This is a genomic window from Alteromonas portus (genome assembly GCF_005117025.1).
Lineage (GTDB): Bacteria > Pseudomonadota > Gammaproteobacteria > Enterobacterales > Alteromonadaceae > Alteromonas > Alteromonas portus.
In genome coordinates this window covers 505997-530593 of sequence record NZ_SWCO01000002.1, presented here as the reverse complement: position 1 = coordinate 530593, position 24597 = coordinate 505997, and the positions used below count along the sequence as shown (strand labels likewise).

25 protein-coding genes are annotated in these 24597 nt (G+C 41.7%); 6 read left to right on the top strand and 19 right to left on the bottom strand.

Features of this window, described 5'->3' with window-relative positions:
- Positions 1 to 355: 355 nt before the first annotated feature.
- From E5672_RS06380 to pnp, 11 genes are all read right to left on the bottom strand, one after another.
- A complete protein-coding gene (locus tag E5672_RS06380; protein WP_136781425.1) occupies positions 356 to 1018 on the bottom strand; it encodes an HAD-IB family phosphatase in 663 nt (220 codons plus the stop codon).
- Between the two features lie 213 nt (positions 1019 to 1231).
- Positions 1232 to 1684 carry a GNAT family N-acetyltransferase gene (locus E5672_RS06375; RefSeq protein WP_136781424.1) on the bottom strand — a complete coding sequence of 151 codons (453 nt, stop codon included), beginning with the start codon at positions 1682 to 1684 and terminating at the stop codon, positions 1232 to 1234.
- 176 nt (positions 1685 to 1860) lie between these two features.
- Positions 1861 to 2373, bottom strand: coding sequence for a flavodoxin family protein (locus E5672_RS06370; RefSeq protein ID WP_161569376.1), 513 nt, complete (start codon positions 2371 to 2373; stop codon positions 1861 to 1863).
- A 211-nt stretch (positions 2374 to 2584) separates the two neighbouring features.
- A complete protein-coding gene (locus E5672_RS06365) occupies positions 2585 to 2872 on the bottom strand; it encodes a hypothetical protein (RefSeq protein WP_136781422.1) in 288 nt (95 codons plus the stop codon).
- A gap of 37 nt (positions 2873 to 2909) precedes the next feature.
- A complete protein-coding gene (locus tag E5672_RS06360; RefSeq protein WP_136781421.1) occupies positions 2910 to 3392 on the bottom strand; it encodes a GNAT family N-acetyltransferase in 483 nt (160 codons plus the stop codon).
- A 172-nt stretch (positions 3393 to 3564) separates the two neighbouring features.
- Positions 3565 to 4113, bottom strand: coding sequence for a DUF6624 domain-containing protein (locus E5672_RS06355; RefSeq protein ID WP_136781420.1), 549 nt, complete (start codon positions 4111 to 4113; stop codon positions 3565 to 3567).
- Positions 4114 to 4233: 120 nt separating this feature from the next.
- The gene (locus E5672_RS06350) at positions 4234 to 5070 is read right to left on the bottom strand and encodes an alpha/beta hydrolase (protein WP_136781419.1); all 837 of its coding nucleotides are present in this window, start codon (positions 5068 to 5070) and stop codon (positions 4234 to 4236) included.
- 11 nt (positions 5071 to 5081) lie between these two features.
- Complete coding sequence (locus E5672_RS06345) at positions 5082 to 5531, bottom strand: acyltransferase (protein ID WP_136781418.1); 450 nt, start codon at positions 5529 to 5531, stop codon at positions 5082 to 5084.
- A 208-nt stretch (positions 5532 to 5739) separates the two neighbouring features.
- Positions 5740 to 6672, bottom strand: a complete 933-nt coding sequence (locus E5672_RS06340; RefSeq protein ID WP_136781417.1) for a hypothetical protein — start codon at positions 6670 to 6672, stop codon at positions 5740 to 5742.
- A 275-nt stretch (positions 6673 to 6947) separates the two neighbouring features.
- Complete coding sequence (locus tag E5672_RS06335; protein WP_136781416.1) at positions 6948 to 7241, bottom strand: DUF1244 domain-containing protein; 294 nt, start codon at positions 7239 to 7241, stop codon at positions 6948 to 6950.
- Positions 7242 to 7402: 161 nt separating this feature from the next.
- Complete coding sequence (gene pnp / locus E5672_RS06330) at positions 7403 to 9514, bottom strand: polyribonucleotide nucleotidyltransferase (RefSeq protein ID WP_136781415.1); 2112 nt, start codon at positions 9512 to 9514, stop codon at positions 7403 to 7405.
- A gap of 351 nt (positions 9515 to 9865) precedes the next feature.
- Between pnp and E5672_RS06325 the strand changes: the two genes are divergently transcribed.
- A complete protein-coding gene (locus E5672_RS06325) occupies positions 9866 to 10420 on the top strand; it encodes an HNH endonuclease (RefSeq protein WP_136781414.1) in 555 nt (184 codons plus the stop codon).
- 3 nt (positions 10421 to 10423) lie between these two features.
- Here E5672_RS06325 and E5672_RS06320 read toward each other — a convergent pair whose 3' ends face one another.
- The 5 genes from E5672_RS06320 to E5672_RS06300 form a co-directional block, all read right to left on the bottom strand.
- Positions 10424 to 11374 carry a mechanosensitive ion channel family protein gene (locus tag E5672_RS06320; protein WP_136781413.1) on the bottom strand — a complete coding sequence of 317 codons (951 nt, stop codon included), beginning with the start codon at positions 11372 to 11374 and terminating at the stop codon, positions 10424 to 10426.
- A gap of 130 nt (positions 11375 to 11504) precedes the next feature.
- Positions 11505 to 12752 carry a glutamate-5-semialdehyde dehydrogenase gene (locus tag E5672_RS06315; protein ID WP_136781412.1) on the bottom strand — a complete coding sequence of 416 codons (1248 nt, stop codon included), beginning with the start codon at positions 12750 to 12752 and terminating at the stop codon, positions 11505 to 11507.
- A complete protein-coding gene (proB, locus tag E5672_RS06310; RefSeq protein WP_071814679.1) occupies positions 12749 to 13858 on the bottom strand; it encodes a glutamate 5-kinase in 1110 nt (369 codons plus the stop codon). The genes E5672_RS06315 and proB overlap by 4 nt, the downstream gene beginning before the upstream one ends.
- Before the next feature lie 16 nt (positions 13859 to 13874).
- Positions 13875 to 15389, bottom strand: coding sequence for a sodium/proline symporter PutP (gene putP, locus E5672_RS06305; protein ID WP_136781411.1), 1515 nt, complete (start codon positions 15387 to 15389; stop codon positions 13875 to 13877).
- Between the two features lie 367 nt (positions 15390 to 15756).
- Positions 15757 to 16803 (bottom strand): DNA topoisomerase IB, encoded by a 1047-nt coding sequence (locus E5672_RS06300; protein WP_136781410.1) that lies wholly within the window; start codon positions 16801 to 16803, stop codon positions 15757 to 15759.
- A gap of 658 nt (positions 16804 to 17461) precedes the next feature.
- Between E5672_RS06300 and E5672_RS06295 the strand changes: the two genes are divergently transcribed.
- On the top strand, positions 17462 to 18052 hold the full coding sequence (locus E5672_RS06295; protein ID WP_136781409.1) for a hypothetical protein: 591 nt from the start codon (positions 17462 to 17464) through the stop codon (positions 18050 to 18052).
- 178 nt (positions 18053 to 18230) lie between these two features.
- Entirely contained in the window at positions 18231 to 19061 is an 831-nt protein-coding gene (locus tag E5672_RS06290; protein WP_136781408.1) for an HAD family hydrolase, read from the top strand.
- 55 nt (positions 19062 to 19116) lie between these two features.
- Here E5672_RS06290 and E5672_RS06285 read toward each other — a convergent pair whose 3' ends face one another.
- Positions 19117 to 19821: an SDR family NAD(P)-dependent oxidoreductase gene (locus E5672_RS06285; protein ID WP_136781407.1), complete on the bottom strand. Its 705-nt coding sequence runs from the start codon at positions 19819 to 19821 to the stop codon at positions 19117 to 19119.
- Positions 19822 to 19840: 19 nt separating this feature from the next.
- The gene (locus E5672_RS06280; RefSeq protein ID WP_136781406.1) at positions 19841 to 20371 is read right to left on the bottom strand and encodes a DUF2878 domain-containing protein; all 531 of its coding nucleotides are present in this window, start codon (positions 20369 to 20371) and stop codon (positions 19841 to 19843) included.
- 150 nt (positions 20372 to 20521) lie between these two features.
- On the opposite strand from E5672_RS06280, the gene E5672_RS06275 reads away from it, so the two are divergent.
- The 3 genes from E5672_RS06275 (at position 20522) to E5672_RS06265 (ending at position 24207) form a co-directional block, all read left to right on the top strand.
- Positions 20522 to 22150, top strand: coding sequence for a diacylglycerol kinase family protein (locus tag E5672_RS06275; RefSeq protein ID WP_136781405.1), 1629 nt, complete (start codon positions 20522 to 20524; stop codon positions 22148 to 22150).
- 7 nt (positions 22151 to 22157) lie between these two features.
- The gene (gene gdhA, locus E5672_RS06270) at positions 22158 to 23510 is read left to right on the top strand and encodes an NADP-specific glutamate dehydrogenase (RefSeq protein WP_136781404.1); all 1353 of its coding nucleotides are present in this window, start codon (positions 22158 to 22160) and stop codon (positions 23508 to 23510) included.
- Positions 23511 to 23751: 241 nt separating this feature from the next.
- A complete protein-coding gene (locus tag E5672_RS06265) occupies positions 23752 to 24207 on the top strand; it encodes a hemerythrin domain-containing protein (protein ID WP_136781403.1) in 456 nt (151 codons plus the stop codon).
- 147 nt (positions 24208 to 24354) lie between these two features.
- On the opposite strand, the gene E5672_RS06260 is transcribed toward E5672_RS06265, so the two are convergent.
- Positions 24355 to 24513, bottom strand: coding sequence for a YqaE/Pmp3 family membrane protein (locus E5672_RS06260; protein WP_014949371.1), 159 nt, complete (start codon positions 24511 to 24513; stop codon positions 24355 to 24357).
- Positions 24514 to 24597 lie beyond the last annotated feature (84 nt).

The following is a 24597-nucleotide window of genomic DNA, read 5'->3' as shown; positions in this document are numbered from 1 at the left end:
ATATGCGTACTAATAAATTAATTGCAGTTTTAGTTTTACTGGTAATTATGTGCAATTTTAACCCATCTACCTAAACAGCTTGTGTCGATAACGCTAGCCTCGCAGGGTAGATTTTGCGTATTAACCATTACTTACTTGCCCACCGATAACAGTAAAACCAGCCAATAGGCGGGATAAAGAAATTAAATAAGACAGCGTAAATAGCTACCAATCCGATATTGCTAGCCTTACCTTTTGCAAATTTGACAGTAAAGAAAATGACAATTAAGGCAAGAATAAAGAAAACTTGGCCCCAAATTGTTGCATTTAAATTCATAAAATTTCCCTTGTTGATAATAAGACAGAAGCAAAATTATCATACCCAATTTAGAACCGACATCGTCTTATTAAACGACTTTGAGAACTTTTCAAAACACCGAGCTTTTGGGTTAACAATATACCGCCTATCGCAGAGCTTAAGAATTGGAATATCAACAGAACTGTCAGAATAACCAATAATTGAGTCGTATTTTTCTAAGTTATAGAATTTTCGTACACGCTTAACTTTATTAGACGCGTAACAATGAGACTTACAGATAAATCCACCGAACAATTGCGCTTCTTCTGAGCAAACAAATTCAGCTTTAGGAAGAGATGCCGCCACAAAAATGGCTTTGACCATCCATTGTGACGCACCACTAACCACGACTACCTGGTCGGCATTTGAAGTATGTGACTGCAGATGTTGCACGGCATCTTTAAAAATAATAGTGGCACTTTCATTTAAATATCTCCGAATAAAACTTCTACGCAAGCGAACAACCTTTTTAATGCTCATGCCAAATGTTGCTAACCATAAAATTATGGAAAACCCTATAAACTTAGTATTCTTGTGCAGCAAAAATGGGATGTATAAGGGGGTCGTTATAAAACACATACACAGGCGCATAGGATTTCTGCAAACCATAAACTTTACATAGGCTGCGCCCGTATCTCTGTTAACTATAGTTTTATCGAAATCAAACAATACTAAATTCATAAAGCTGGCCCGTGGTACTGAAAGCTCGCGTTTACGCAAATTTCACAGCGTTTTGATATCTGCCTCTTCCGACTTCAAACGATTTAGTGAAACTCATATAACTTCCTTGTAAGTATAAAACTTTGCTTAAGGTGCGTAGTGAGCAAATACAGAAACAAGGCCGCCCAACATGGACATATACTAACAAAAGATGTAAGTGTGTTTATCGGATCGTTATTCCGTGTCTGTTCGAAATACATAATGATCGAATGCCGTTACTTTAACAAAGCCATGTTTTTCATAGAGCGTTTTTGCTGCGCCATTGTCTATTGCCGTTGCTAGCTTAAGAGATAAGCTATTATTTTCTTTAGCGTATGCTTTCACATGTTCTAACAATGCACTAGCCACACCCTTTCTTCTAGCACTCTGAACAACGAACAAGTCGTTTAAATACCACATGGTTTTCATAGCAACAGATGAGAATGAAGGATAAAGCTGAATAAACCCCAAAGGTTTCCCTTCGAAACTTAGCGCAATAAAGAATCTTGAATCTTTTTTCTCAAAGCGCTCCGATAGGAAATTAGTGCAAGCATTTATATTTGTTGGTTGACCATAAAATTGACGATAAAGATCAAAAATTTCCGAGGCAGCTTCAATATTCGTTCTATCTGCCTTATAAATTTCCATTTTAATGTAATATCCTTTTAGTTCTGAAGGCCTCAAGACGGCCTAGCTATAGTGTAAGCATTTGCAACAGAGATACGTTATAAAACAGTTGTTAAAGTACAACCCAAACTACCTTCCAAAATTTCTGTCCATTAGAAGCGCCCCAGTTTTACTATTACAAAGAACAATTAGAGCGACTACAGTAATTGTAACGATATTCTGCTCAGATAACCTTGAATAGTCTTCTGGTGTTGCTGAAAGTTGAACTCCTCTTGGCAAGAACAATAGAGAGGTTCATGGTATACGAGCCCCAGGTAGTCTGAAATTAGCTCGAATTGGGTTTTGAAACTGGAAGGCAATTCTTCATCTGTACCCGTAGCAATTACTGATATAGACAGCCCCCGAAGTCTTCGTCCCAATTTTTTATTTATTGTAAGTAAATCAGTAAAACGGTCAAAGAGGGTTTTCATCTGCGCTGACATGGAATACCAGTATACTGGCGTAGCGAATACTACAAAATCTGATGAAACAATACGCTCAATCAGTGGAATGAAACTATCGGATTTATTGCGATTTTGATAATCAAAATATGAAATTGATAAATTTTGCAGGTCAATGATTTCCGCTTGAAGGCTATCTGCTATCACATGAGATAGCTTTGCAGTATTACCATCAGATCTAGAACTTGCTACAACTATTAAAAATTTCAAATCGATATCCTTATCCCAAGGGCACAACAACTTCCTGTGAAATGCTATTACCGCATTTTCGTGTGATTCGATGAAAGCGACCGGCTAAAAGAATGAGTATGCTACTTAAATCTACATCAACTGGTAGGTAATATGAATAAAAATGCGCTTTTTAGCAATGTTTGAACGTGTGTACAACTTAGCGATCAAATGAACGAGTCGATTGCGCTTCTTATGTGTCGCGCTGTGACAACCTCTGAATTGCTTTAGGGTCTTCAGATATTTGTCGCTCAATAATGTTTAAGAGATCTTTGTATGAAACGCCCTTATACCCAACCCAAATATTTGCGAAAACGAAAACAGCAAGCCCAGGAAACATATAAATCAAATACTGCGAAACACCTAGAGAATGAGAAAACGGTAAAAGAATACTGATTAAGAGCATTGCAAGTGATGATCGCTTCAAAACTACTAAACCTTCCCTAGCAGCTTGATACTTTTTAACATCTGACTGTTCCATAGTGACTATTTCCTATATGTCTAACGACAAATGTTGTTTAAATCATTTTTTGCCAAAATAAAGCTTTGCCCATTCTAGGGTCTAACTCATATCCTTCGAAGCCAAATTTCATATATGCATTTTTGGCAATCTGGTTCCCCTCTAGAACCTCTAATGTAATTTTACAACAGCCTTTTTCTTTAGCTCGCTTTTCAACTTTAGTTAGCATAGCCTGACTTATACCTAGGCCTCTATATTCTTTTAAAACTACTATATCGTGTATGTTTATAAGGGGTTTACACTTAAACGTTGAGAACGCCTCAAAACAATTAATTAGTCCTGCAGGTTTATTATCAACATAACAAATGACACTAAAAGCATGTGGAATTTTAGATAACTCTAAAGCTAAATTTTTCCTTACGAAATCTGCTAAAGGTGCACCGCCCCCCATAGGGTCCTCTGCGTAACTATTCAGTAGAAAACAAACATCATCGGCATGTTGGTTATTCAAATAATCTGCAGTTATTACTTCTATGTTCATTTTTCTCCAAACTACATTAAACACTTAAATTTTCTAACAATCTTCAAGATGTGTTGAGTTAAGGGGCAAAGCCAAACGAGCCCATGGATTTTTGTCGCTGGCGATTGTTAGTGTTCTTCGCAAATATGCCTGTCTTATTTTTATGTCTGCTTTATTGTCATGATTTGCACTTTCAACGCTTACTTGCGCCACACATTCTTTCTGAGGCCATATCCCAATACTCTTGCGCCGATGACATCCCCATCTCACCCCTTCGCGCATTTATTTGCTCTATGTCTTTAATTGGAAAAGGTTTAAAGGTACTTCCCTCACATTTACCTTGTGTCCCATAGAGTTGAGGCGTGTGGGTTCTGTCATATAGGTATACGTAGTTACCCGGGTCAATCTCTTTGCTTATTGCCAAAGGCTGCATTATCGACAGCATATTATTTTGAAACTGAATATCGTGATCTGCATGTTGCACAATAATCCACGCCGCTTGAGAAGCATCTTTACCTACCATCCCTATAGTTGGCCAGCCAAATTTCTCAACTATCTCTTGGAGTCTTTTCGATTGCTCTGCGTTGAGTTCTTCAAAGCTAAATTGTGTTTTACCATGCAATGTATCTTGGTCCAGCTTCATCATTTCAAGTAACTCAGCGCGCAAATCGGAGAACTCTTCATTGGCATATGAGGGGTTACTTAAGGTTGTTATACAAGCTATAAAAAATAAATACTTCATTTGTCTCTTCCATGAGGTTTAAACACCCATTAAGGGTATATAGTGCGTTTGGTAAAATTAAGCGCGAAGTGATTAATTCCACAATTTAAAACTTATTTTCGTCATAGGTTATACGTATCATTATTTGGTACATGGTAAAAGAACTTTCAGCCCATTGTACCAAGCTAGAAGAGCAACTGTACCATGCGTTTCATTTTCGAAATATTGTTGCTGAGATATACCTTTTGTCGAATCTATTACCGATGAAGCAAAAGTAGTACCCCACTTGTAATTGGTTAAACCGATTTCGCCTAAGTGTGAATTATTGGCAAAGGCAAAATACACGCGAGACTTAGGCTTAAATGCTTTATCACCAGAATTAAACTCTCGGTTTAAATAATCGTTATCCCAAAGTGAGGTAGGATCAATAATTAAGTAATCTGTAAAAACAGAAGGCGAATTTAGCAAAGTGTCTGCCGCAAACAACCCACCGAACGATTCACCAATCAAAACTCTTTTTTGAGAAGTTCTATATGCGGTATCTATGGCAGGAATCAATTCGTTCTCAAGAAACTTTCTAAACTGTTTAGCGTTACCCGTTTGCGTGAATATATCTAAAATTTGGCCTTTAAACTTCCACTCTCTTAGGGACGAAGGAGTTAAGTCACGTGACCTATTGGTATTCGGAATAGCAACGACGATTGACTCTTGAACTTGTTTCTCTAACGTTTCAGTGCTGAGCGATTCAAGTACGCCAACAAACCCTTTAAATCTGTGGATATCGCCGTCAAGAAGATAAATAACCGGATAAATATTTTTACTTACACTGTAAGATGGAGGTAAGTAAACCATAAAGGGTCTATCCTCCCCCATAATTTCAGACCCCAGAAATGTAGAGGAGCCTAAAAATATGGAATCTCCCGCAAATGATGGAAGGGCAAACAACCAAACTGAGAGTGATGCTATCAACAACTTCATAGAAGCTTCCTTTATGCGTACAACTTTTCCAAAAAGTACGTTAAACCTAACGATACTATACTAAACGACACATTAAATATCGCACGAAGAGGCCAACTTACATGGCCGTATGAGATCCCTGCCGCTTTAGAAACTACAACAATCAAACCCATTAATCCAAACCAAGGGGTGAAGAAGATAGTGGTTTTCAGCTCAACGATTGAGACCGCTAAGTCATGAAGCGCGCCGCTAACGAGAAATGTAAGAAAAGTAGCTAACGAAACAGGAAGAAAACTCGCAAGTGGGCGCATGACATTGCGTGATAAGTAGTAACCCCAGATCGGATTCCAATAGTGCCAAAAAATTGGAAAAGATGCGGCACCAAAAGAGCGCGAAAGCATGTTTGTCATGGAGCCACTTGCCCCTAATGGAACCCCATTTCGCTTCTTAACATATTGTGCAAGTGAAAGTTTGCTTTTCATGGTGATTCCCTATATCCACAAATATGCATGGCTTGTTTCTTTTTGTTTAGTATTAAATGTATAACCCGTTGCTTTTCAAAACTTCTCGTATTTATGTTTGGTCTTGAACCTTTTTTTTATTAGCCATAAGTCACCTCTTATCTCACTATAGGAGATGTCCACTAAGTTTGGGTAAGTCCTAGAGCTAACGCCCAAAGCAGCGGCGCGTTTACGTGTCCGGCTGCCTTTGCTCGTTAAATTCGATTTCATCGCAATTGAGGAGCAATAACGATGGAGGTTCACTCATGAACCCGCCTTCATACTCTGAGTCAATTTGACCAAGCAAGTCTCTCGCCAATTCAGAGTTATTATCAGTCATTTCCAGATGGCTATATAAAACCGTTCGTAACCAACCTCTAAAAGTATTTCTGTAGTTCTTATCCTTTTTACTCAAAGAATTTTGCGGCTCAATAGGGGTGCCTATTTCTAGCTCATACAGTGCTTTTGCAAATGTAGGTAAACAGCACGCGTAAGTGCATTCGGTGTATCCATGCAAATTTCTATAGTTTGTAGTTGTCTTAGTTTTCAATTTTGCGTGTTTACGCTTTGGAGAACTCAAGGGTTCAACCGAATCCGCAGACATGTAAAAGAAACCATAGTTTTTCCCTGAGTATCTGTGAAAGACGCCTAGAGAGCCAATTGATGGCAATATTGCCCCACTTAAAATCTCGGGATGACAATCAAAAGGCGGGTATGGAAGCACATTTGGACGACGAGATAATAAGTCCCACTGCTCTAGGTTCGCCTTAAAGTCTGTATAAGGAACTGCATGAGCTAGACCACCACACAAACTCGTGTGCTTTTCGTTTGATTTCTTTGCCTGCAAAAACGTGACTCTAGCTTGAAATTCAGGGTTCTTCTTATACGATACAATAAGTAAGTCAGAAATTTCGCATCTTGCGGATGGACGCCCCCAACTACCTCTACCGTTAAAGACAACTTGATGTTTCATTCCGTGAAACTCTTCGATATTAAATGGCCCGCGTAACGAAGCAAAGCTTCTCATCAATGCTCTGAACTGCTGAACCTCGGAAAAGTTGGATTTACTAGATTCAGCGCTCCAAGCACTTGCTAGCTTTTTTGCGAATTTTACAGACTGCACTCAGTACTCCTTTAGAATTTAACAGCTTACCTGTCCCCAAACCGTCGTGCCAATCCACACCACTTTGGAGCACCTATCCTTCATATCTCACACAACCTTAACCCACAACAAACAGAAAAATAAAGATAAAACCGTAATGTCGTTTTTCGCTCATTTATTAAAAACACCAAATCGACATGCAGATGATTTTGGTGTACTTCACGCAAGCCAAGCACAAAAAAGCCAGCTTCCGCTGGCTTCTAAAACAAATAATTCAACGTCACTTGAACTAAAAACTACTTCCCCTGCCTAACAGCTAGCTTTTCCAACTGCTCGTCAGTAGCAGGAAGCTGGTGCTTCTCTTTCCACTCTGAATACGGCATTTTGTATACCACTTCACGTGCGGCTTCGTAGTCGATATCAGCGCCCTGCTCGCTTGCAGCTGCCGAATACCATTTTGCTAAGCAGTTACGGCAGAAATCCGCCAAAATCATCAGATCGATGTTCTGAACGTCTTTGTTTGCATCTAAGTGTTCTACTAAGCGGCGGAATACCGCTGCTTCTACTTCGGTTTGTGTTTGCTTATCCATTATCAAGTACCTCTAAAAAAGCGCTTTTCGTTATAGGTTGGATGTGTGGGTTAACGTGTAAAACCCAACCCATTGTTACTTTTAAAACCTATAACGAAAAAAGGGAGCCAAGCTCCCTTTTTACTTAAACATAGCTAACTAGGTTTAAAACCTAATCGGCATTACTCTGCGTCGTCAGACTTAGGCGCAGGCTTTTCTAGAAGCTCTTTAATGCTTAAACGTACACGGTTTTGGCGATCGATTTCCATAACCTTAACGTCAACCATTTGGCCTTCTTCTAGGTAGTCAGTTACTTTGTTCACACGCTCGTGAGCGATTTGTGAAATGTGAACAAGACCTTCTTTACCTGGAAGTACTTCTACAAACGCACCGAAGTCTACAATACGTGTAATCTTACCGTTGTAAGTCTTACCAACTTCAATTTCAGCCGTTACTTGCTCAATCTTGCTAATAGCGATGTCTGCTTTCGCACGCTCTGTCGCGAAGATTTTGATAGTACCGTCGTCTTCAATCTCGATGTTAGTGTCAGACTCTTCCGTAATCTGACGGATCATTGCGCCGCCTTTACCGATAACGTCACGAATCTTGTCTTGGTCAATCTTCATTGTGTAAATGCGTGGAGCAAATTCACTTAGCTCTTCACGGTGACCGCCAATCGCTTCGTCCATTACTTTAAGAATGTGCAAACGTGCTTCTTTTGCTTGTTTAAGCGCAATTTGCATGATTTCTTTAGTAATACCTTCAATCTTAATGTCCATTTGAAGTGCAGTAATACCTTCGGTAGTACCCGCTACTTTAAAGTCCATGTCGCCAAGGTGATCTTCGTCACCAAGGATGTCTGAAAGTACAACAAAGTTGTCGTCACTCTTAACTAGGCCCATTGCGATACCCGCAACAGACGCTTTAATTGGAACACCTGCATCCATAAGCGCTAGTGAAGTACCACATACAGACGCCATTGAAGATGAACCGTTTGATTCTGTGATTTCAGAAACCACACGTACTACGTACGGGAATTCTTCTTCACTTGGCATTACTGCTTGAATACCACGCTTCGCTAGACGACCGTGACCAATTTCACGACGCTTAGGCGAACCAATCATACCGGTTTCACCAACACAGTATGGAGGGAAGTTGTAGTGAAGCATGAAACGGCTGTCGCGCTTACCTTGAAGCTCGTCAATCATCTGTGCGTCACGCTCTGTACCTAAAGTAGCAGCCACAAGTGCCTGCGTTTCACCACGAGTAAATAGTGCAGAACCGTGAGTACGAGGAAGAATACCTGTCGCTACGTCTAGTGCACGGATCATTGCTGGGTCACGACCATCGATACGCGGCGCGCCCGATAGAATGCGTGAACGTACAACGTCAGACTCAAGTTCGTGAAGAAGGTCTAGCACTTCTTTCTGATCTTGCGTTTCGTCTTCAGCAATAATGGCTGCAAGCGCTTTTTCAGTTGCTGCAGTTACCGCGTCTTTACGCTCTAACTTGTCAGAAATCTGGTAAGCCGCTGTCATTTCTGCTTCAGCTAGTGCTTTAACTTTGTCTTTAAGCGCAGTGTTTTCTGCTTCTGGTGCCCAGTCCCACTTCTCAGTGCCAACTTCAGCAGCAAATTCGTTAACAGCGTTAACTACAGTTTGCATTTGCTCGTGACCGAACATAACCGCACCTAGCATGGTGTCTTCAGAAAGCACGCTTGCTTCTGATTCAACCATAAGTACTGCGCCTTCAGTACCCGCAACAACAAGGTCAAGCTCGCTTTCAGCTTGCTCTTCTGCGCGTGTATTTAGAATGTATTCACCGTTGCTATAACCAACACGCGCCGCACCGATTGGGCCGTTGAAAGGAATACCAGAGATAGCAAGGGCTGCTGAAGTACCAATCATAGAGATGATGTCTGTAGGGATATCTGGGTTAGCAGACATTACAGTAACAACAACTTGTACTTCGTTTTTGAAACCTTCTGGGAATAATGGGCGGATTGGACGGTCGATAAGACGTGCAATCAGTGTTTCACCTTCAGATGGGCGACCTTCACGCTTGAAGAAACCACCTGGGATTTTACCCGCAGCGTACGCTTTTTCTTGGTAGTTAACAGTAAGTGGGAAGAAGTCTTGATCTGCTTTGGCTTCTTTTTTACCAACTACTGTTACCAGTACAGACGTATCGTCCATGCTCGCAAGAACCGCAGCTGTTGCCTGACGAGCAATTACACCCGTCTCTAGAGTTACAGTATGCTGTCCATACTGAAATGATTTAGTAATAGGAGTCACTATTTGTCCTTTAATTTCAATCTTTATTTTATCGCTTTTAAACGCGGCGCATAGTATAGCTTTGAAGTGGCGTTAATACCATGGTCAAATGCAGCCCCGCGCGGAATTTGTCGTACTATTTTGTTATCAACTCGGTCATTACCCGCTACCACCTATAGCACCATGACTATATGAAATATCTGTGAAATTTCAATTATTGACTATATTTTCATCATACTGACACAAAACAGCGTATGCTAGAACAAAAAGCGAACAAAGTAAGGTAGCAAGAAAACCTTACAAAACGCATACAAGCAGAAAAGGTTTACAACAACAAGAACGTCTAATATTAGTGTGCTAAAGGAGATAACCATGTTGGTACTTCGTCTTAATAAAGCAGGCATGCCACAAGAGTGGATAGATGTTGAACAAGCCGCAAAGCTTTACAGTCAGGATAAGGTGCTATTTGAGCTAGGTAGCGATGCTATTACGCTTAAGGGAGGCTGGAATCACGAAGGGCTGCAAAGTCAGCTTACGTTGTCTAGCATTATCGCGTGCGACGGAAAGGTAACAGATTTGTCTGGCAAAGTTGCCCTTACTAATCGTTATTTGTTTAGGCGCGATAGCTACTTATGTTTGTACTGTGGCAATAAGTTTGCGCCAAAACAACTGACCCGAGACCACATAATTCCCCGCTCTCGCGGCGGAAAAGACAATTGGACGAACGTAGCCACTGCTTGCCAGCGATGTAATCACGCAAAAGGTGCCAAAACCCCAGAAGAAGCTAACATGCCCCTGCTCGCGGTTCCGTTTAGACCCAATGTATACGAGCGTTTTTACCTGATGAACAGGCGGATACTGGCTGATCAAATGGCGTTTTTACAAGGCCACTTCACCAGCCACAGAGAATGGACGTGTATTGACTAACGGTTAAATCGCGCCGCTTGATGTAACCTGCGATTCTGGCAGCGCTTTACCCTGGTTTTGCACCGACGATGTGTCGTTTTGCTGTGAATGCAGCTGACGCTGCTCTTCTTTCTGTGCCTTAAACCACAGGCTTAACCAGTCTGAACACATTTTGTGTTCCAGTTCGTGCGCCTCTATTGTAGGGCAGAATAAACTTACCTTAACTACCACTTTGGCAAGTTCATTGGTTTTTATTTCTACTTCTGGGTCTATACGAATAAATTCTTGTTCTAAATGGCGTTCAATTAAGCCTTTATAGCGTTCTGCAACGTCGCGAAAATATTCACAATGTGCCTGCGCTCGAGCGTGAAAGGCAGGCAACAAGCTGTAGGCATTTACGGTAGGCTCGTTAACTATTTCGAACGAGTGCAAACGATAGCGGCGCATAAAGTTAAGGTTGCGTACAGTTTGGGTAACGAGTTGACTGTTAGGTACGTAAACGTGTTTACCCGTGTAGTTGAAGCTTTCTGGGTCAACTTCTAGGAGTGCGGTTTTTGCCCAGTCCATCTCAACCACTTCACCAATGATATTGTTCATTTGGATCCAGTCGCCTACCCTAAACGGTCTAGCCCCTAGGTAGTAAATGAAGCCCATAAAGCACTGAATGAATTCGCGAGTAGCAAGCACAATTGCCACCATAAAAGCAGCGATTGAAATAGCCAGAGTTTGTATTTCAGAACTCCATACCATCATCAGAACAATAATGATAAAGGCATTACCTAACTGCTCTAAAATGTTGATTTGATTTCTTCTGTCTTCACCGCGCTGAGAGCTAATACGCCTTATTAACAGCAACACACCTTTTTTAATGAAGTGCAATACAATTAAAAGTAGTAGTGATGTCAGCAGTTTATACTCATTGGCAAAAGCAATAAGTTGATTCCATAACTGCTTAGGGTCTATCACAATCTCCATGTATGCTCCATCTGTGCTGCGAGGGTAAATCTTTGAATAAAAATAAAAAAGCGCCGACGAATGTCAGCGCTTTTCATTATGAAGCATGTAAACTCGTGGCACAATGCCGACCAGTTAAATCAGCTTTTTATTAGTCGCGAATTTGGCCTTCACCATTCACTAGATACTTCTCTGAAGTCAACGACTCTAAGCCCATTGGGCCGTAAGCGTGAAGCTTAGTCGTTGCGATACCAATTTCAGCACCCAAGCCAAGCTGGCTGCCGTCAGAGAAACGTGAAGACGCATTAACCATTACTACACTTGCATCAACTGCACGTTGGAATAACTTGCCTTTTTCAGCATCTTCCGTACAAATCACTTCAGTGTGATTACTACCAAATTGCGCAATGTGGTCAACCGCAGCGTCGAAATCGTCAACTACACGGATAGCGATTTCCAGACCAAGATACTCTTCACCAAACGCGTCTTCAGAAATAACGTCAGCACCATCAAAATATTGGCTGCCTTTCTCATTAACGTGAACCTTAACGCCTTTCTCTTTAAACGCCTCGGCTACTTTTGGCAGAAAATCACCCGCAATAGCCTGGTGGACAACTAAACCTTCCAAAGCATTACACACACCAGTACGTTGTGTCTTACCGTTTAGAAGTAGCGCCATGGCTTTATCTAAATCGGCATCTTTGTCTACGTAAAGGTGACACACACCCTTAAAGTGCTGAATAACTGGTACCTTGGCGTTATCCGTCACGTAGTTAATAAGGCCTTCGCCACCACGAGGAATTATTACGTCTATGTAATCGCGTTGTTCCATCAGCTCTTGCATAAGTGCACGATCTGGGTTCGGAACAACCGTTACCAATGCTTTTGGCAAATTGTGCTTTTCAAGTACATCTTGCATTAGCTCAGCAATGGCTAAGCTGGTATCAAGTGCTTCTTTACCACCACGTAATATTACTGCGTTACCCGATTTAAAGCACAGCGCGCCAGCGTCGGCAGTAACATTAGGTCGTGCTTCATAGATCATGCACACAACACCAAGCGGTATGCGCATTTTCTTAATCTCAATACCATTTGGACGTGTACCGATAACGCGCTCTTTACCCACTGGATCATCAAGTCCAACAATAACTTCGATGCCTTCAGCCATTGATTCAATGCGCTCATCGTTTAGGATTAAGCGGTCAACCATCGCTGCGTCTAAGTTATTTTCTTTAGCGCGCGCTACTTCCTTTTCGTTTACTTCAATAATTTTGCTTTTATTTGCACGAATTGCCGCGGCCATATCAGTTAACACCGCGTTTTTCTGGCTTTCACTTAAAATTGCCAGTGTACGTGCAGCTTTTTTTGCCTGTTGTGCTAACTCTGTAATAATGCTCATTCTTTCTCCAGATTTGCTATGTGCTGATCAGAAATAATTGGCCCGGTTTTTTCCTCAAACTCGTGGGCGAATTCTTCATTTTCCTGATTCGCAATAAAATTCAGTAAACAGCTACTGTAGTTCGACTTGGCTTTTACCAGTTTAGTGCCGTCTTCTTTACGTACTAAAATAGTGTCACCCACCGAGAACTCACCTTTCACGTCTATAATTTCGCTACTTGTCAGTTGCTCTGCGTCGCTGTCTAAAGAGGCATCGAAGTCCCCTTCTACTATTACCTCGCCCTGCGCGTTCGACGTGTGACGCATCCAATGCACATTTTCTTGCATTGGCTTGGCATGAGGTACGAAGTGCGTGCCTGGGTTTTCACCTGCAAGCAGCATATTAAACGACAGTTCAGTAAAGCCGTTAATAATATATGTATCTATACCATGCGAAACGGCTTTTTCGGCCGCTTCAATTTTAGTGCGCATACCGCCGGTGCCTACACCGCCTTTTACCGCACCGCCAGCCATGTCATAAATGCTTTGATCAATGGTATTAACTGATTTAAGCAATTTTGCATCGTCATGTTCATGTGGGTTTTTGTCATATAACCCATCAATGTCTGAACAGATAATAAGCGCATCTGCTTCAGCTGCCGACGCCACCATGGCCGATAAATTATCGTTATCACCCACCTTTAACTTGTCGGTAGTAACGGTGTCGTTTTCATTTACGATTGGTAGAATGTTATTGTCTAACAAACTAAATATGGTTTCACGGATACTTACGTACCGTTCTCTGTCTCGCAAATCAGCATGGGTCAATAGCATTTGAGCAGACGGAAAATCAAACAGTCTGTCCCAGGTGGCAATCATTTCGGTTTGACCCGCTGCTGCCATCGCTTTTTTAACCGCAATGTCTGACTTTTCTTGTTCTGGAAACAGATGCGCACCCGCTGCGACAGAACCAGAAGACACCAGTACAACTTGTGTACCGTTGGCTCTGCAACGCACGATAAATTGCGCAATGCTGAGCAAGTAGTGGCTGCTACAACCTTGCTGGTTGGGCGATATTAATGCACTACCTACTTTGATGACTACGCGTTTCCAATTAGGATGACTCATAATAAACTTTTTAACCTTAAGATTGTTGATTCGCTAATTCTTCAGTAGCTTGCGCAAATGTTGCTTGTACGTTTTTAGATGAGTTTTCGCTGAAGCGACTCACCATATAAAGTGTTAACGTACTAACCGCAAACCCTGGAATAATTTCATAAATAACGCTGCTTAACGTTTTACCGTCAGCTAACACTGGCGCATAAATCCAAAACAATACAGTTACTGCACCGCTGATCATGCCCGCCATCGCCGCTTTTGCTGTCAGGTCCTTTTTATACAGACAGAACAGCACTAATGGACCAAAAGCAGCGCCAAAACCAGCCCAAGCGTTACTCACTAAAGATAAAATTGTATTCGACGCGTCCATGGCTAACAGCAGTGCAACTACCGCAACACCTGCTACACCATATCGCCCAATTGTTACCGTTTGCTTTTCGCTCAACGATTTTTCTGGCGACTTTTTATTTACCATTACGCGGTAAATATCTTCAGTTAACGAACTTGCACTAACTAATAATTGCGACGAAATTGTACTCATGATGGCGGCTAATATAGCAGCCATTAAAAATCCACTAATAAGTGGGTGAAACAGTAGTTGCGAGAAGATAATAAATATCGTCTCTGGGTCGTCGACTGCAAGACCAAATTGATTAGCATAAGCAATACCCACAAAGCCCGTAGCTAATGCACCAATGATGGTTACTAGCATCCACGACATGCCAATGTTTCGCGCTGTGCCAATGGCATTAACCGAACGAATGGCCATAAAGCGAACAATAATGTGCGGCTGTCCAAAGTAGCCTAGGCCCCAACCTAAACTTGATAACAATCCGACAATCGTTAGCGTTTCTAACGATTCAGAAAAATTGGGTACAGATTGATAAGCGGCGCTTGTCATTTGTGACACACTATCGAATTCCGTAAACGCAACAATTGGTACCAATACCAATGCCACGAACATAATGCACCCTTGTACAAAGTCAGTAAGGCTTACCGCTAAAAAACCACCTAGTAGTGTATAAGACACCACTACACCCAGCGTGATAAATAGGCCTAGTTGATAATTCACTGAAAACGCGCTTTCAAACAACTTACCACCAGCCACTAACCCAGCAGACGTATACAAGGTAAAAAACAGTACAATAATTACAGCAGAGACTATACGAAGGCTCGCGTTCGGCGTATTGAAACGCTTGGCAAAAAATTCGGGCACTGTGAGCGAGTCGTTTGCTACTTCGGTATAAACGCGAAGTTTTGGTGCTACTAACAAGTAGTTTGCTAACGCACCGGCAACCAGCCCTATTGCAATATAAACCGCATCAAAACCGGTTAAGTACATTGCACCTGGCAAACCCATAAGCATCCAACCTGACATGTCAGATGCACCCGCAGACAGCGCGGTAACTTGGGGGCTAACTTGACGCCCGCCCAAAATATAACCAGATATATCACTGGTAGATTGTCGGTAAGCAAACAACCCTATCCCTAACATCGCTATAAAATATACGGCTAGTGACAGGTAACTTTCCATTGGCATAACGTTCGTTATTTCCTCTATTGCTCTTTGAAAACTCGTATATGAAAATGCCGATTAACTTTTGCCAGCTCATTTATATAAGCAAATAATTAAATCGAACAATAATCATTAGAGTTCTAATAATATAAGGATCCGTCAGAAAATTTCAAGTTTAATTTTTAAACAACTTAATTTGAAAGGCATTAATGCTCAAATTTACACCAACCATGTTTCACACCATGATAATAACGATTAAATTTATAAACACCAATGTATACAACATGTTAAACACACATAAAAACTAGTGAAACAATTTAAGATCGTTCAAAAAGCATAAAACAGCATGAAGTTTACTATCAGCTAAAACATTTTCGACCACAATGCTTTGCTATGCACACTCAGATGAAATAACATCCAAAAGAAGCTTTTCCATAGGCAATAATTGTGTTAACTGCTTACAATCTTCGTTATTGAGTACACGCACGCGTTCAACGAGTGTTTCACACGCCTTTTCATCATTTTTAATAGTAAATAGTTTCGGGTGAATATAATATTTTCGACATACCGTGGGTGTATTGCCCAGTTCTTTTGAAACCACTTTGCTTAATATGCTCTCCCATTTCTTTGTTTTAGAACGGGTAACTTCATCATAAACGTGCGGCAAGTTTGATAACGCAAAACGACTAGACGCCCATGTTCTAAAGTCTTTGCAGCTAAACATTTCACCTAGCTCTTTATGAATGAACGCATTCACATCTTCGCTTGTCACGTCGTGCCAACGTTTTTGAGTGTCTTGATATCGAAAAAGGCAGTAACCTTGTTGTTGCGCACAATCGCACACCAAGGTGGCAAGTTCTGGGTCGTGAACCTTCAAGATTCTTGCTTTGCCATGTTTTCCTGTGTAGCTCAGCTCTACACTATCGTCACACTGGGCTTGTACATGTTTGCGACGTAGCGTAGTTAAACCGTAGGTATTATTTTCCTTGCTGTATTGTGCATTTCCTACCCTCGCCCCTGTGTAATCTAACAGTAGGCAAACTAACGCGCACGCTCGCTTTAGCGTCCATGTAGGCTGCGAGATTAAAGCAAGACAGTCTTCGCGGAATTTTGGTAGTGCATTGCCAAACGCCACTAAACGTTCGAACTTCTCTGCTTGTTGCTGAACGTGCCATCTATCGTGGTAGATATATTGTTTACGACCTTTTTGATCATAGCCAACGGCTTGAACACTGGCTTTACTGTCACGGCTTATATAGGTATCTTGCCAGTTGGGGGGAATAACAAGTTTTTCAATCCGCTTGAGTACACGCTCGCCAGCCACTTTCTTTCCACTGTTGTATCGATAATAAAATCGTTTACTACCGCAAGGTATACGCTTTATTGATAGGTGGCTATCATCAGAATAAACATTGCAATAGCCTTTTGTCCGTTTCATTTGCACTTACTCCCTATTCAACCTATCGCTGTAATCGACCATTACCTCATCTCATTAAAATCCATAAATATTGAGATATAACGATTTAAAGGTTGCCGATGGCAAGTATCAATCGCTTCAGTGATTGCGCGTCGATTGCGCATTAAAGCATTGAGCCGCTCACGCCACTAAGTTTTTATATTAATTAGAAGTTACTGGGGAACAGCGGGAATTGATCACAACAAATAAATAACGATGGTTGGGCTGAGCTTCGATACGTAGCATTGAGATAAACAACGACGTATAGCACACGCTATAACGATTTTTCACAACCCGTGTAAAAATATCATACTCGTTGTGAATCGCTTTATTCATGATAAGCGTTACCACTAGGAATAAACGTTTTAAAGGCCGTTAAATTATTAACACATTCATACTAAACCATATTTAACTTTTAATAAATAACCAATACATTCAATGACATAAGAACCGTTCGCACGCCCATCCAACTAAAGTCTAACTTCTTCTTTTCCGTCAAAGGAACACAACTTGAATACATAGATATCAGTTATTCAAGTAAATTTTGGTTTCAGAGCAGCTTATTGTTATCGATAACCTTTGAAATACGAATGAACCGGATTGATTAAGAAAATCCAAGTAAGATGTCGAGGATTTAAAAATGAATGTTGAAAATTCGAATAGCGCTACCTCTCAGAAAGACAGTAGCAAAGGGCATGAAAATGTAAGAGCCAATGTCGTATCGAACGGTAATCTACAGGTTGCTGCCGTTTTTTCTTCACGACAGAAAGTTCAGGAAGTGTTAAACGCCGTCCAAGACGAAACATCTATTGAAGTGTCTCAGGTTGAAATCGTTGAAGCTGGTGACCCTAAAATGAGTGAGAAACTCGAGCGCAACAGTGCTGCTATTGGTAAGAGCATGTGGTCTTCTCACCTACTGCTTGGTTCAGTAGGTCTATTCGCCGGTCTAGTGGTGGCTTTCTTTTTAACACAGTTTGGCCCAGCGCTTACTCAGCAAAACCCGTTATTTACCTACATTGCACTTATTAGTCCGGGGCTATTTATTGGGTTATTTATCGCGGGTTTAATTGGTTTGCGCCCAGACAGAAATGAGGTCATACAAACGGTAAGGCACGCTGTACGTTATGGTAAAGTTGCGCTGATTATCAACCTAAAGAAAAGCCAGTCTTCTTCCGAAGTTTCACAGCTGTTAAAACAGCATACTGACAAAGTGGTCGAATCAGTTCGCTAGCAAGATTAATTACATGATATGAAACACTGCTTAAACATAGAATGTGGTAAGGTATTCAAACCACAATGATTAAGCCAGCCATACTTTAAGCGCTAAAGGGCATTATACCAAATACGGTGTGCATTGCCCTTTAGCGCTTTGGCCGGCAGTAGTATGAGAGTGACCAGGCTTCAACCGTATGGATTTGATATTTTTTGATTTAGATGGGACTTTGCTGAATAAGTCATCTGAAATTTCTTCATTCACAAAAGAGACGTTGGGCTTACTTAGCGAAAAGGATATTGCTTTTACTGTAGCAACGGGCCGCACTATGCATTCTGCGCAATTCGTGCTTCAAGGCCAGTCGTTTGTGCTTCCACACATTTACAATAACGGCGTAGCCATTTGGGACCCATCTGGCAATGCTCTGACCCTCGAAAACCTTTTGGCTCCCAGTGAAGTTAACCTTATCATTGAGCACGCGGTAAAAAATAATATTACGCCGTTTATCAATACAGTGAACATGGACAGTTCTGATCATGAACACGTCATTTATCATTCATCTCCAAAGCACCAGGTAGAGCACGATTTAATTGAAAAATATTTTTCTCGCACCAAAGCACGGTTAGCGCCTATTGAAGCGTTACCCGCTAATGCGCATATTACGAATATTAGTATGATCGGAGATGCCGCACTTGTTTACGATATGTATAAACAGCTAAACATGCATGAAGAATTAATTGCTTACTCAGGCCCTGCTATTGAGGGAGACGAGTATCGTTGGATGGATGTGCATCACAACCTTGCCAATAAGGGCAGCGCGGTATCACTCTTACGCAAACAGCTTGACGCGAGTAACGTTATTGTATTTGGTGATAGCGATAATGACCTAAGTATGTTTAAACTTGCTGATGAGGCCTACGCCCCCTCAAACGCAAAACCGTATATCAAAGATGCCGCAACCTCTGTGATAGGACACCACGATGAAGATGGAATCGCTCGGTTTTTAAGGGAACGATTCTCGCTTTAGTCATCTAGTTAACAAGACCTCAACTAATGGTAGCCCTATCAATACGCGCGTTAGGCTACCATTCTATTGGCTCTCTATCTTTCAAAAATTTACCATGAGGCCCACCTTCTTCCATAGTGGCAAGCCATATTGCTGTATCGGCCCCCTCTTCGGGTGTTTTAGGTGCATCACTGCCTCCCATCCGAGTATGCACCCAGCCAGGTGTCATGCCATTTACCGTTACATCAATGTTTTTTCCATTGGCTGCTTCATCAACAACCGCAGCCATTTTAACTGTTAATGCGTTAATTGCTGCCTTTGATACCGCGTAGCACAACGGACCTTTTAATCCTTCAGCGAAACTACCGTAACTCGAACTGACGTTAATAATACGCCCAAATCCTCGCTCTATCATTTGTGGTAACGATTGCTGAATAAGCGTTAGTGGCGCATTTACATTCACCTGCATGGATTTAGATAAGCTTTCAGCATTCACATCCTTCCATGACGTATCGTCTAGTATCCCCGCATTGTTTATAAGAATATCAATAGGGCCGTAGACAGCTTCCGCGCGAACGAACGCATCAACGATGGCTGTCTCATTATCAAGGGGCATTTCAATAATATGTAAATCCCCTCCTACGATGTCTTTCTTAGCCTCTAAACCTGACTCTTCATCACGACATCCCATCAATACTTTGTAGCCCTTAGAAAGCATTCCTTTCACTATTTCAAGGCCTATACCTCTGTTACCACCGGTTACTAATACGTTTTTCGTCATGCCAATACACTCCTTGCATTTACGCCTGGGCTTGTTTTGCCTCAAAACGGTTAGATAAATAAAAACATAGCGGGAAAATCACGCTCCACACTAAGGCTATAAAAATATAAGCACGTAGTACGCTAGTACCCAATTCAACCGCACCAAATTTAGCGCCAGCTATATAGCTAAGTGGGGCAAATACAGCGCCTGCTATTGCGGCAATAACCATTCGGCCTTTAAACGCCGTTAAGCTGTGGTAAACCGTTCCGGCAAATGCTGCCCAAAGTAGACTTAACCAAATAGGGATAGGCCAAAAACTCACAAGCACTTCAGTCTGATTGAAAACGAACAAACCGCATACAGTGAGTACGGCATCAACTACTGTGCCTAGCAAAAATACGGCGCTCATCAGCTTGATATCTTCTGTCCGCTTTGGGGAAATTAAAATCCACCCCCCAATTAACGCCAGTACGGGGATTACAGCGTTATTTTGAAACAGAATCACTAACCACCATATTCCTTGGAACCATGCGAAGTTAGCAACTTTGAGTACAGCAGTATTTTTCATTACAAACGCTCATATTTTCTATACCAACGCATACGTTTACGGCTAAGTGTTAGTTCAAATCGAACTCTACAAAAGTAAACGAAAACAATCTGACACCAGTATAGATGCATAGAGTGTTTGCTTTTTCCACTTACAAAGGATGTGTTAATCGTGAAAATGGTGAAGTATTACGTACTAGGCGCATTAGTGGCGCTAGCACTGACGCTAACAGTGCCAGTGATTTTACTAAAGGTAGTATTTGGTTGGACTGCGTTTTCGCTCATTGCAGTGAGCAGCGCTTACTTACTTAATTACCCAAGTTTATTTCGCAAGCGGGAAGACGGGTCTATCCCTTTCTACATTCGTTGGATATTTGTGCCCTTTTTATTAGGTTCGTGGCTCTACAACGAATATGCACGTAGAACCGACAAGGTTCCCCCACTACAAAAAATTGAGCCAAACTTATTTCTTGCTTGCCGCATGTCAGGTAAACACGTTGAACTGCTTAATGAAAACCATATTGATGCGATTTTAGATGTAACCGCTGAATTTGATGGCCTAGATTGGACAGCTTATCAGGAAGATTATCGCTATTTAAACGTACCGGTACTAGACCATACCAGCCCTACGCCAGAGCAACTGGTTCTTGCTATTAATTGGCTTAATCAGCAGGTATCGGAAAAGAAGAATGTGGTTGTCCACTGCGCCCTCGGTCGTGGCCGCTCTGTATTGGTGGTAGCCGCTTATTTATTAGCAAAAAATCCTACACTGACGGTAGACGAGGCATTAAACCAAATCAACCAGATACGCCAAACTGCAAGGCTTAATAAACATCAGTTAGCGTCACTTCAAAAAGTAAGAGATGGCGGTTTACTGTCATTACAGAAAAAGCTAACGCTAATCGTTAACCCCGTTGCGGGGGGTGGTAAGTGGGCACAATACCGAGACGAAGTGCTTTCAAGGCTAAACGAAAAATTCAAAGTTACTGTTAAGGAAACCACGCCAGATATAAATGGTAAAGCACTGGCTGAGCAGGCGAAAAAAGACGGCGCCCACATTGTTATTGCATGTGGCGGAGACGGTACATTAACGGAAGTCGCCTCGGGTTTAGTGAACACTGACATTACCATGGGAATAATCCCATTTGGTACGGCCAACGCATTAAGCCAGGTACTTCATGGCTACATCAGCAAAGTAATGCCGATAAGTACCGCATGCGACATCATCATAGAGGGCAATACCCTGTCTATTGATACGGCGCGGTGTAACGACCACGTTATGCTTTTAGTTGCAGCAGTCGGTTTTGAAGAAAAAATGATATCTGCAGCTGACAGGGAAGAAAAAAACATGGGCGGTCAATTTGCTTATTTGAAAGGACTGTGGAATGCCATTTCAAATAACGAAAACATGACCTTCGAAGTTGCAATAGACGGTGAACCAGCAACTACCTTAGAGACGCCAAGTTTCGTGATAGCGAACGCCGCTCCCATGACCACTGCACTAGCTCAGGGTGCAGAGCCACCGGATATAACCGATGGCAAACTCGATTTAACATGGTTATTGCCACAGCCTAGTTCTGACAAACAGTTCGCATCGCTAGCCGAACTTGTATTAAGCCCTGCAGAAGCCAAAAAACAATCTGAATCAATACGTCATGAACGCGCATCACGCATAACATTAACTTTCGACAAACCTACAGCCTACGCTGTAGACGGTGAAATTTACGAGGGCGATAAACTTGCCATACAAACATGCCCACGCAGTCTTACCGTACTCACTAATTTTGAAGAAAAGGATTAAGTAGTACATGGCTCAAAAAAGTAACTTTGAAGAAATCTATACTTTCTTAAACGATAAGTTTTCAAATGAAACCGAGTATCTACAGGCAGTACATGAAGTACTTGAAGATATTGTTCCTATTTATAATGCGAACGAAGATTACAAGGCATTTGATATTGTCAGGCGCATTTGCATGCCGGAGCGCATTATCTATTTCACTGTCTCTTGGATGAACAGTGAAGGCAATATTGAAGTGAACCAAGGGTGGCGGGTGCAACACAATTCAGCAATGGGCCCGTACAAAGGTGGATTGCGATTTCACCCAACTGTTAATCTGTCAGTACTCAAGTTTCTTGCTTTTGAGCAGTGTTTTAAAAATGCTCTCACTGGCCTGCCCATGGGCGGAGGTAAAGGCGGGTCTGACTTTAACCCAAAAGGCCGCTCGGACCGAGACATTATGTTGTTTTGCCAAGCTTTTATGCGTGAATTGCAGCGACACATAGGCGCTAATACTGATGTACCGGCAGGCGATATTAACGTAGGGGCACGAGAGATAGGTTATCTATATGGCGAATATCGAAGATTAAACAATAGGTTCGAAGGTGTTTTAACAGGTAAAGGTCTAGAATTTGGTGGAAGCTATGTACGTACTGAAGCCACAGGTTTTGGCTTAGTTTACTTTTTAGAAGCCGTTTGTAAGCAACGAAATTCGCAGATTGAAGGAAATACTATTGCAGTATCTGGCGCTGGAAATGTAGCGCTTCACGCAGCGCTCAAAGCTGTAGAGAAAGGTGGCAAGGTTATTTCACTGTCAAACAGCCGCGGGCTCTTGCATGTTGAAGAAGGCTTGAAAGATACGGCATTAAAATGGGCTATTGATAACCATGCCAATCGCGATAACATTCTTGCAGACATGGCTGATAAGAACATGGGCAAATGGATTGCTGATAAAAAACCCTGGCATTTACCATGTGATATTGCCCTACCCTGTGCTACGCAAAACGAATTGCTTAAAGAAGACGCAAAGTTATTACTAGATAACGGCTGTATAATGGTATTAGAAGGTGCGAATATGCCATGTACAAACGAAGCGCAAACCCTCTTTTTAGATGCCAAAATCGTTTACGTTCCTGGTAAAGCGTCGAATGCGGGCGGCGTAGCTCTTTCAGGTTTGGAAATGAGTCAAAACGCTATGTTTAACCAGCGAAATGCGGATGCCCTCGATGACCAGCTATACGCCATTATGGAAAGCATTCATCAGCGCTGCGTAACGGAAGGACAAAGTGCAGGTGATGAAAGCAATTATATCGACTATATGAAAGGCGCTAACATCGCAGCATTTCGACGTTTAGCCGACGCCATGGTTGCGCAAGGCGTCTAATATACCTCTCTCATACTATCCTTTTGCTCCTTTCGATAAATTCGCGGCTCGTACGCCGTGAATTTATCGCTAACCGCTGTGTAAATTTTGCTCCAACTGGCGAAGAAGCATCACCCTCAAATAACAAATAAAGCTAAAAAAACAAATAAAATCAGAAGCTAACAAACATAAGATTCATGGAATGAAAATAGCATTATTAATGGTGTTATTAACTTTTAAAGGCATTTACGAGGAACTTCCAATGAAAATTTTTGAAGCACTACGTCAAGATCATGAAAAGCAGCGCTTACTTCTAAAGATACTAGCTGAAACCAGCGGTAATACTGCCGCTCGCCGTGAGTATTATGAAGAATTAAAAACCCAGCTTGAAAGTCATGCAATAGCTGAAGAAAGACATTTTTATTCGCACCTTCTAGAGAAAGATGCAACGGTAGATTTAACCCGTCATGGTATTGCAGAACACCATGAAATTGACGAACTACTTGCGAAGCTTGATGATACCGACATGAGTTCGCCAGCGTGGTTACGTCACTTGAAGAGTCTACAAGAAAAAGTTGAGCATCACCTTGCAGATGAAGAACAAGAATTCTTTCAGCTAGCAGGCAGTGTTTTAAATGATCGTCAAAAAACAAAACTTGCTGATGAATATCAAAAAGAGATGAAGCAAGAGTTAGACGAAGAAAAACTTACTGCCTAACGGGTGAGAAACGACGAGAAAGATTGTAATTCTGTGTTAAATAGACACACAAGAAAAAGCCAGCTTATAAGCTGGCTTTTGTTTGTTTAGCACGAATACTACAAAGCATAGTGCGACGCGCTTAATTGGCTAAGCGCGTCTTACTGCCTATTTCTTGGCGATGATATAAACCGCGTGAATAACACCCGGGAAATAGCCAAGAATAGTTAAAAGAATGTTTATCCAGAAATGCGCGCCAATACCCACTTGTAAAAATACGCCAAGCGGTGGAAGTAAAATTGATAAAAGTATACGAATGATGTCCATAATAAATTCCTTGTTTTTGAAGTAATTTCACGACTCAGTAGGCAAAATGCACACACATTAGTGAAAATATCGAGCCTGTTGAGT

Coding starts and splice junctions, on each gene's coding strand:
- E5672_RS06290 (WP_136781408.1), top strand. CDS start 18,231: ATGGATTTGATATTTTTTGATTTAGATGGGACTTTGCTGAATAAGTCA.
- E5672_RS06375 (WP_136781424.1), bottom strand. CDS start 1,684: ATGGAAATTTATAAGGCAGATAGAACGAATATTGAAGCTGCCTCGGAA.
- E5672_RS06355 (WP_136781420.1), bottom strand. CDS start 4,113: ATGAAGTATTTATTTTTTATAGCTTGTATAACAACCTTAAGTAACCCC.
- E5672_RS06350 (WP_136781419.1), bottom strand. CDS start 5,070: ATGAAGTTGTTGATAGCATCACTCTCAGTTTGGTTGTTTGCCCTTCCA.
- gdhA (WP_136781404.1), top strand. CDS start 22,158: ATGGCTCAAAAAAGTAACTTTGAAGAAATCTATACTTTCTTAAACGAT.
- E5672_RS06335 (WP_136781416.1), bottom strand. CDS start 7,241: ATGGATAAGCAAACACAAACCGAAGTAGAAGCAGCGGTATTCCGCCGC.
- E5672_RS06320 (WP_136781413.1), bottom strand. CDS start 11,374: ATGGAGATTGTGATAGACCCTAAGCAGTTATGGAATCAACTTATTGCT.
- putP (WP_136781411.1), bottom strand. CDS start 15,389: ATGCCAATGGAAAGTTACCTGTCACTAGCCGTATATTTTATAGCGATG.
- E5672_RS06265 (WP_136781403.1), top strand. CDS start 23,752: ATGAAAATTTTTGAAGCACTACGTCAAGATCATGAAAAGCAGCGCTTA.
- E5672_RS06260 (WP_014949371.1), bottom strand. CDS start 24,513: ATGGACATCATTCGTATACTTTTATCAATTTTACTTCCACCGCTTGGC.
- E5672_RS06380 (WP_136781425.1), bottom strand. CDS start 1,018: ATGAATTTAGTATTGTTTGATTTCGATAAAACTATAGTTAACAGAGAT.
- E5672_RS06295 (WP_136781409.1), top strand. CDS start 17,462: ATGAATGTTGAAAATTCGAATAGCGCTACCTCTCAGAAAGACAGTAGC.
- E5672_RS06325 (WP_136781414.1), top strand. CDS start 9,866: ATGTTGGTACTTCGTCTTAATAAAGCAGGCATGCCACAAGAGTGGATA.
- E5672_RS06345 (WP_136781418.1), bottom strand. CDS start 5,531: ATGAAAAGCAAACTTTCACTTGCACAATATGTTAAGAAGCGAAATGGG.
- E5672_RS06285 (WP_136781407.1), bottom strand. CDS start 19,821: ATGACGAAAAACGTATTAGTAACCGGTGGTAACAGAGGTATAGGCCTT.
- proB (WP_071814679.1), bottom strand. CDS start 13,858: ATGAGTCATCCTAATTGGAAACGCGTAGTCATCAAAGTAGGTAGTGCA.
- E5672_RS06280 (WP_136781406.1), bottom strand. CDS start 20,371: ATGAAAAATACTGCTGTACTCAAAGTTGCTAACTTCGCATGGTTCCAA.
- E5672_RS06300 (WP_136781410.1), bottom strand. CDS start 16,803: ATGAAACGGACAAAAGGCTATTGCAATGTTTATTCTGATGATAGCCAC.
- E5672_RS06360 (WP_136781421.1), bottom strand. CDS start 3,392: ATGAACATAGAAGTAATAACTGCAGATTATTTGAATAACCAACATGCC.
- E5672_RS06315 (WP_136781412.1), bottom strand. CDS start 12,752: ATGAGCATTATTACAGAGTTAGCACAACAGGCAAAAAAAGCTGCACGT.
- E5672_RS06365 (WP_136781422.1), bottom strand. CDS start 2,872: ATGGAACAGTCAGATGTTAAAAAGTATCAAGCTGCTAGGGAAGGTTTA.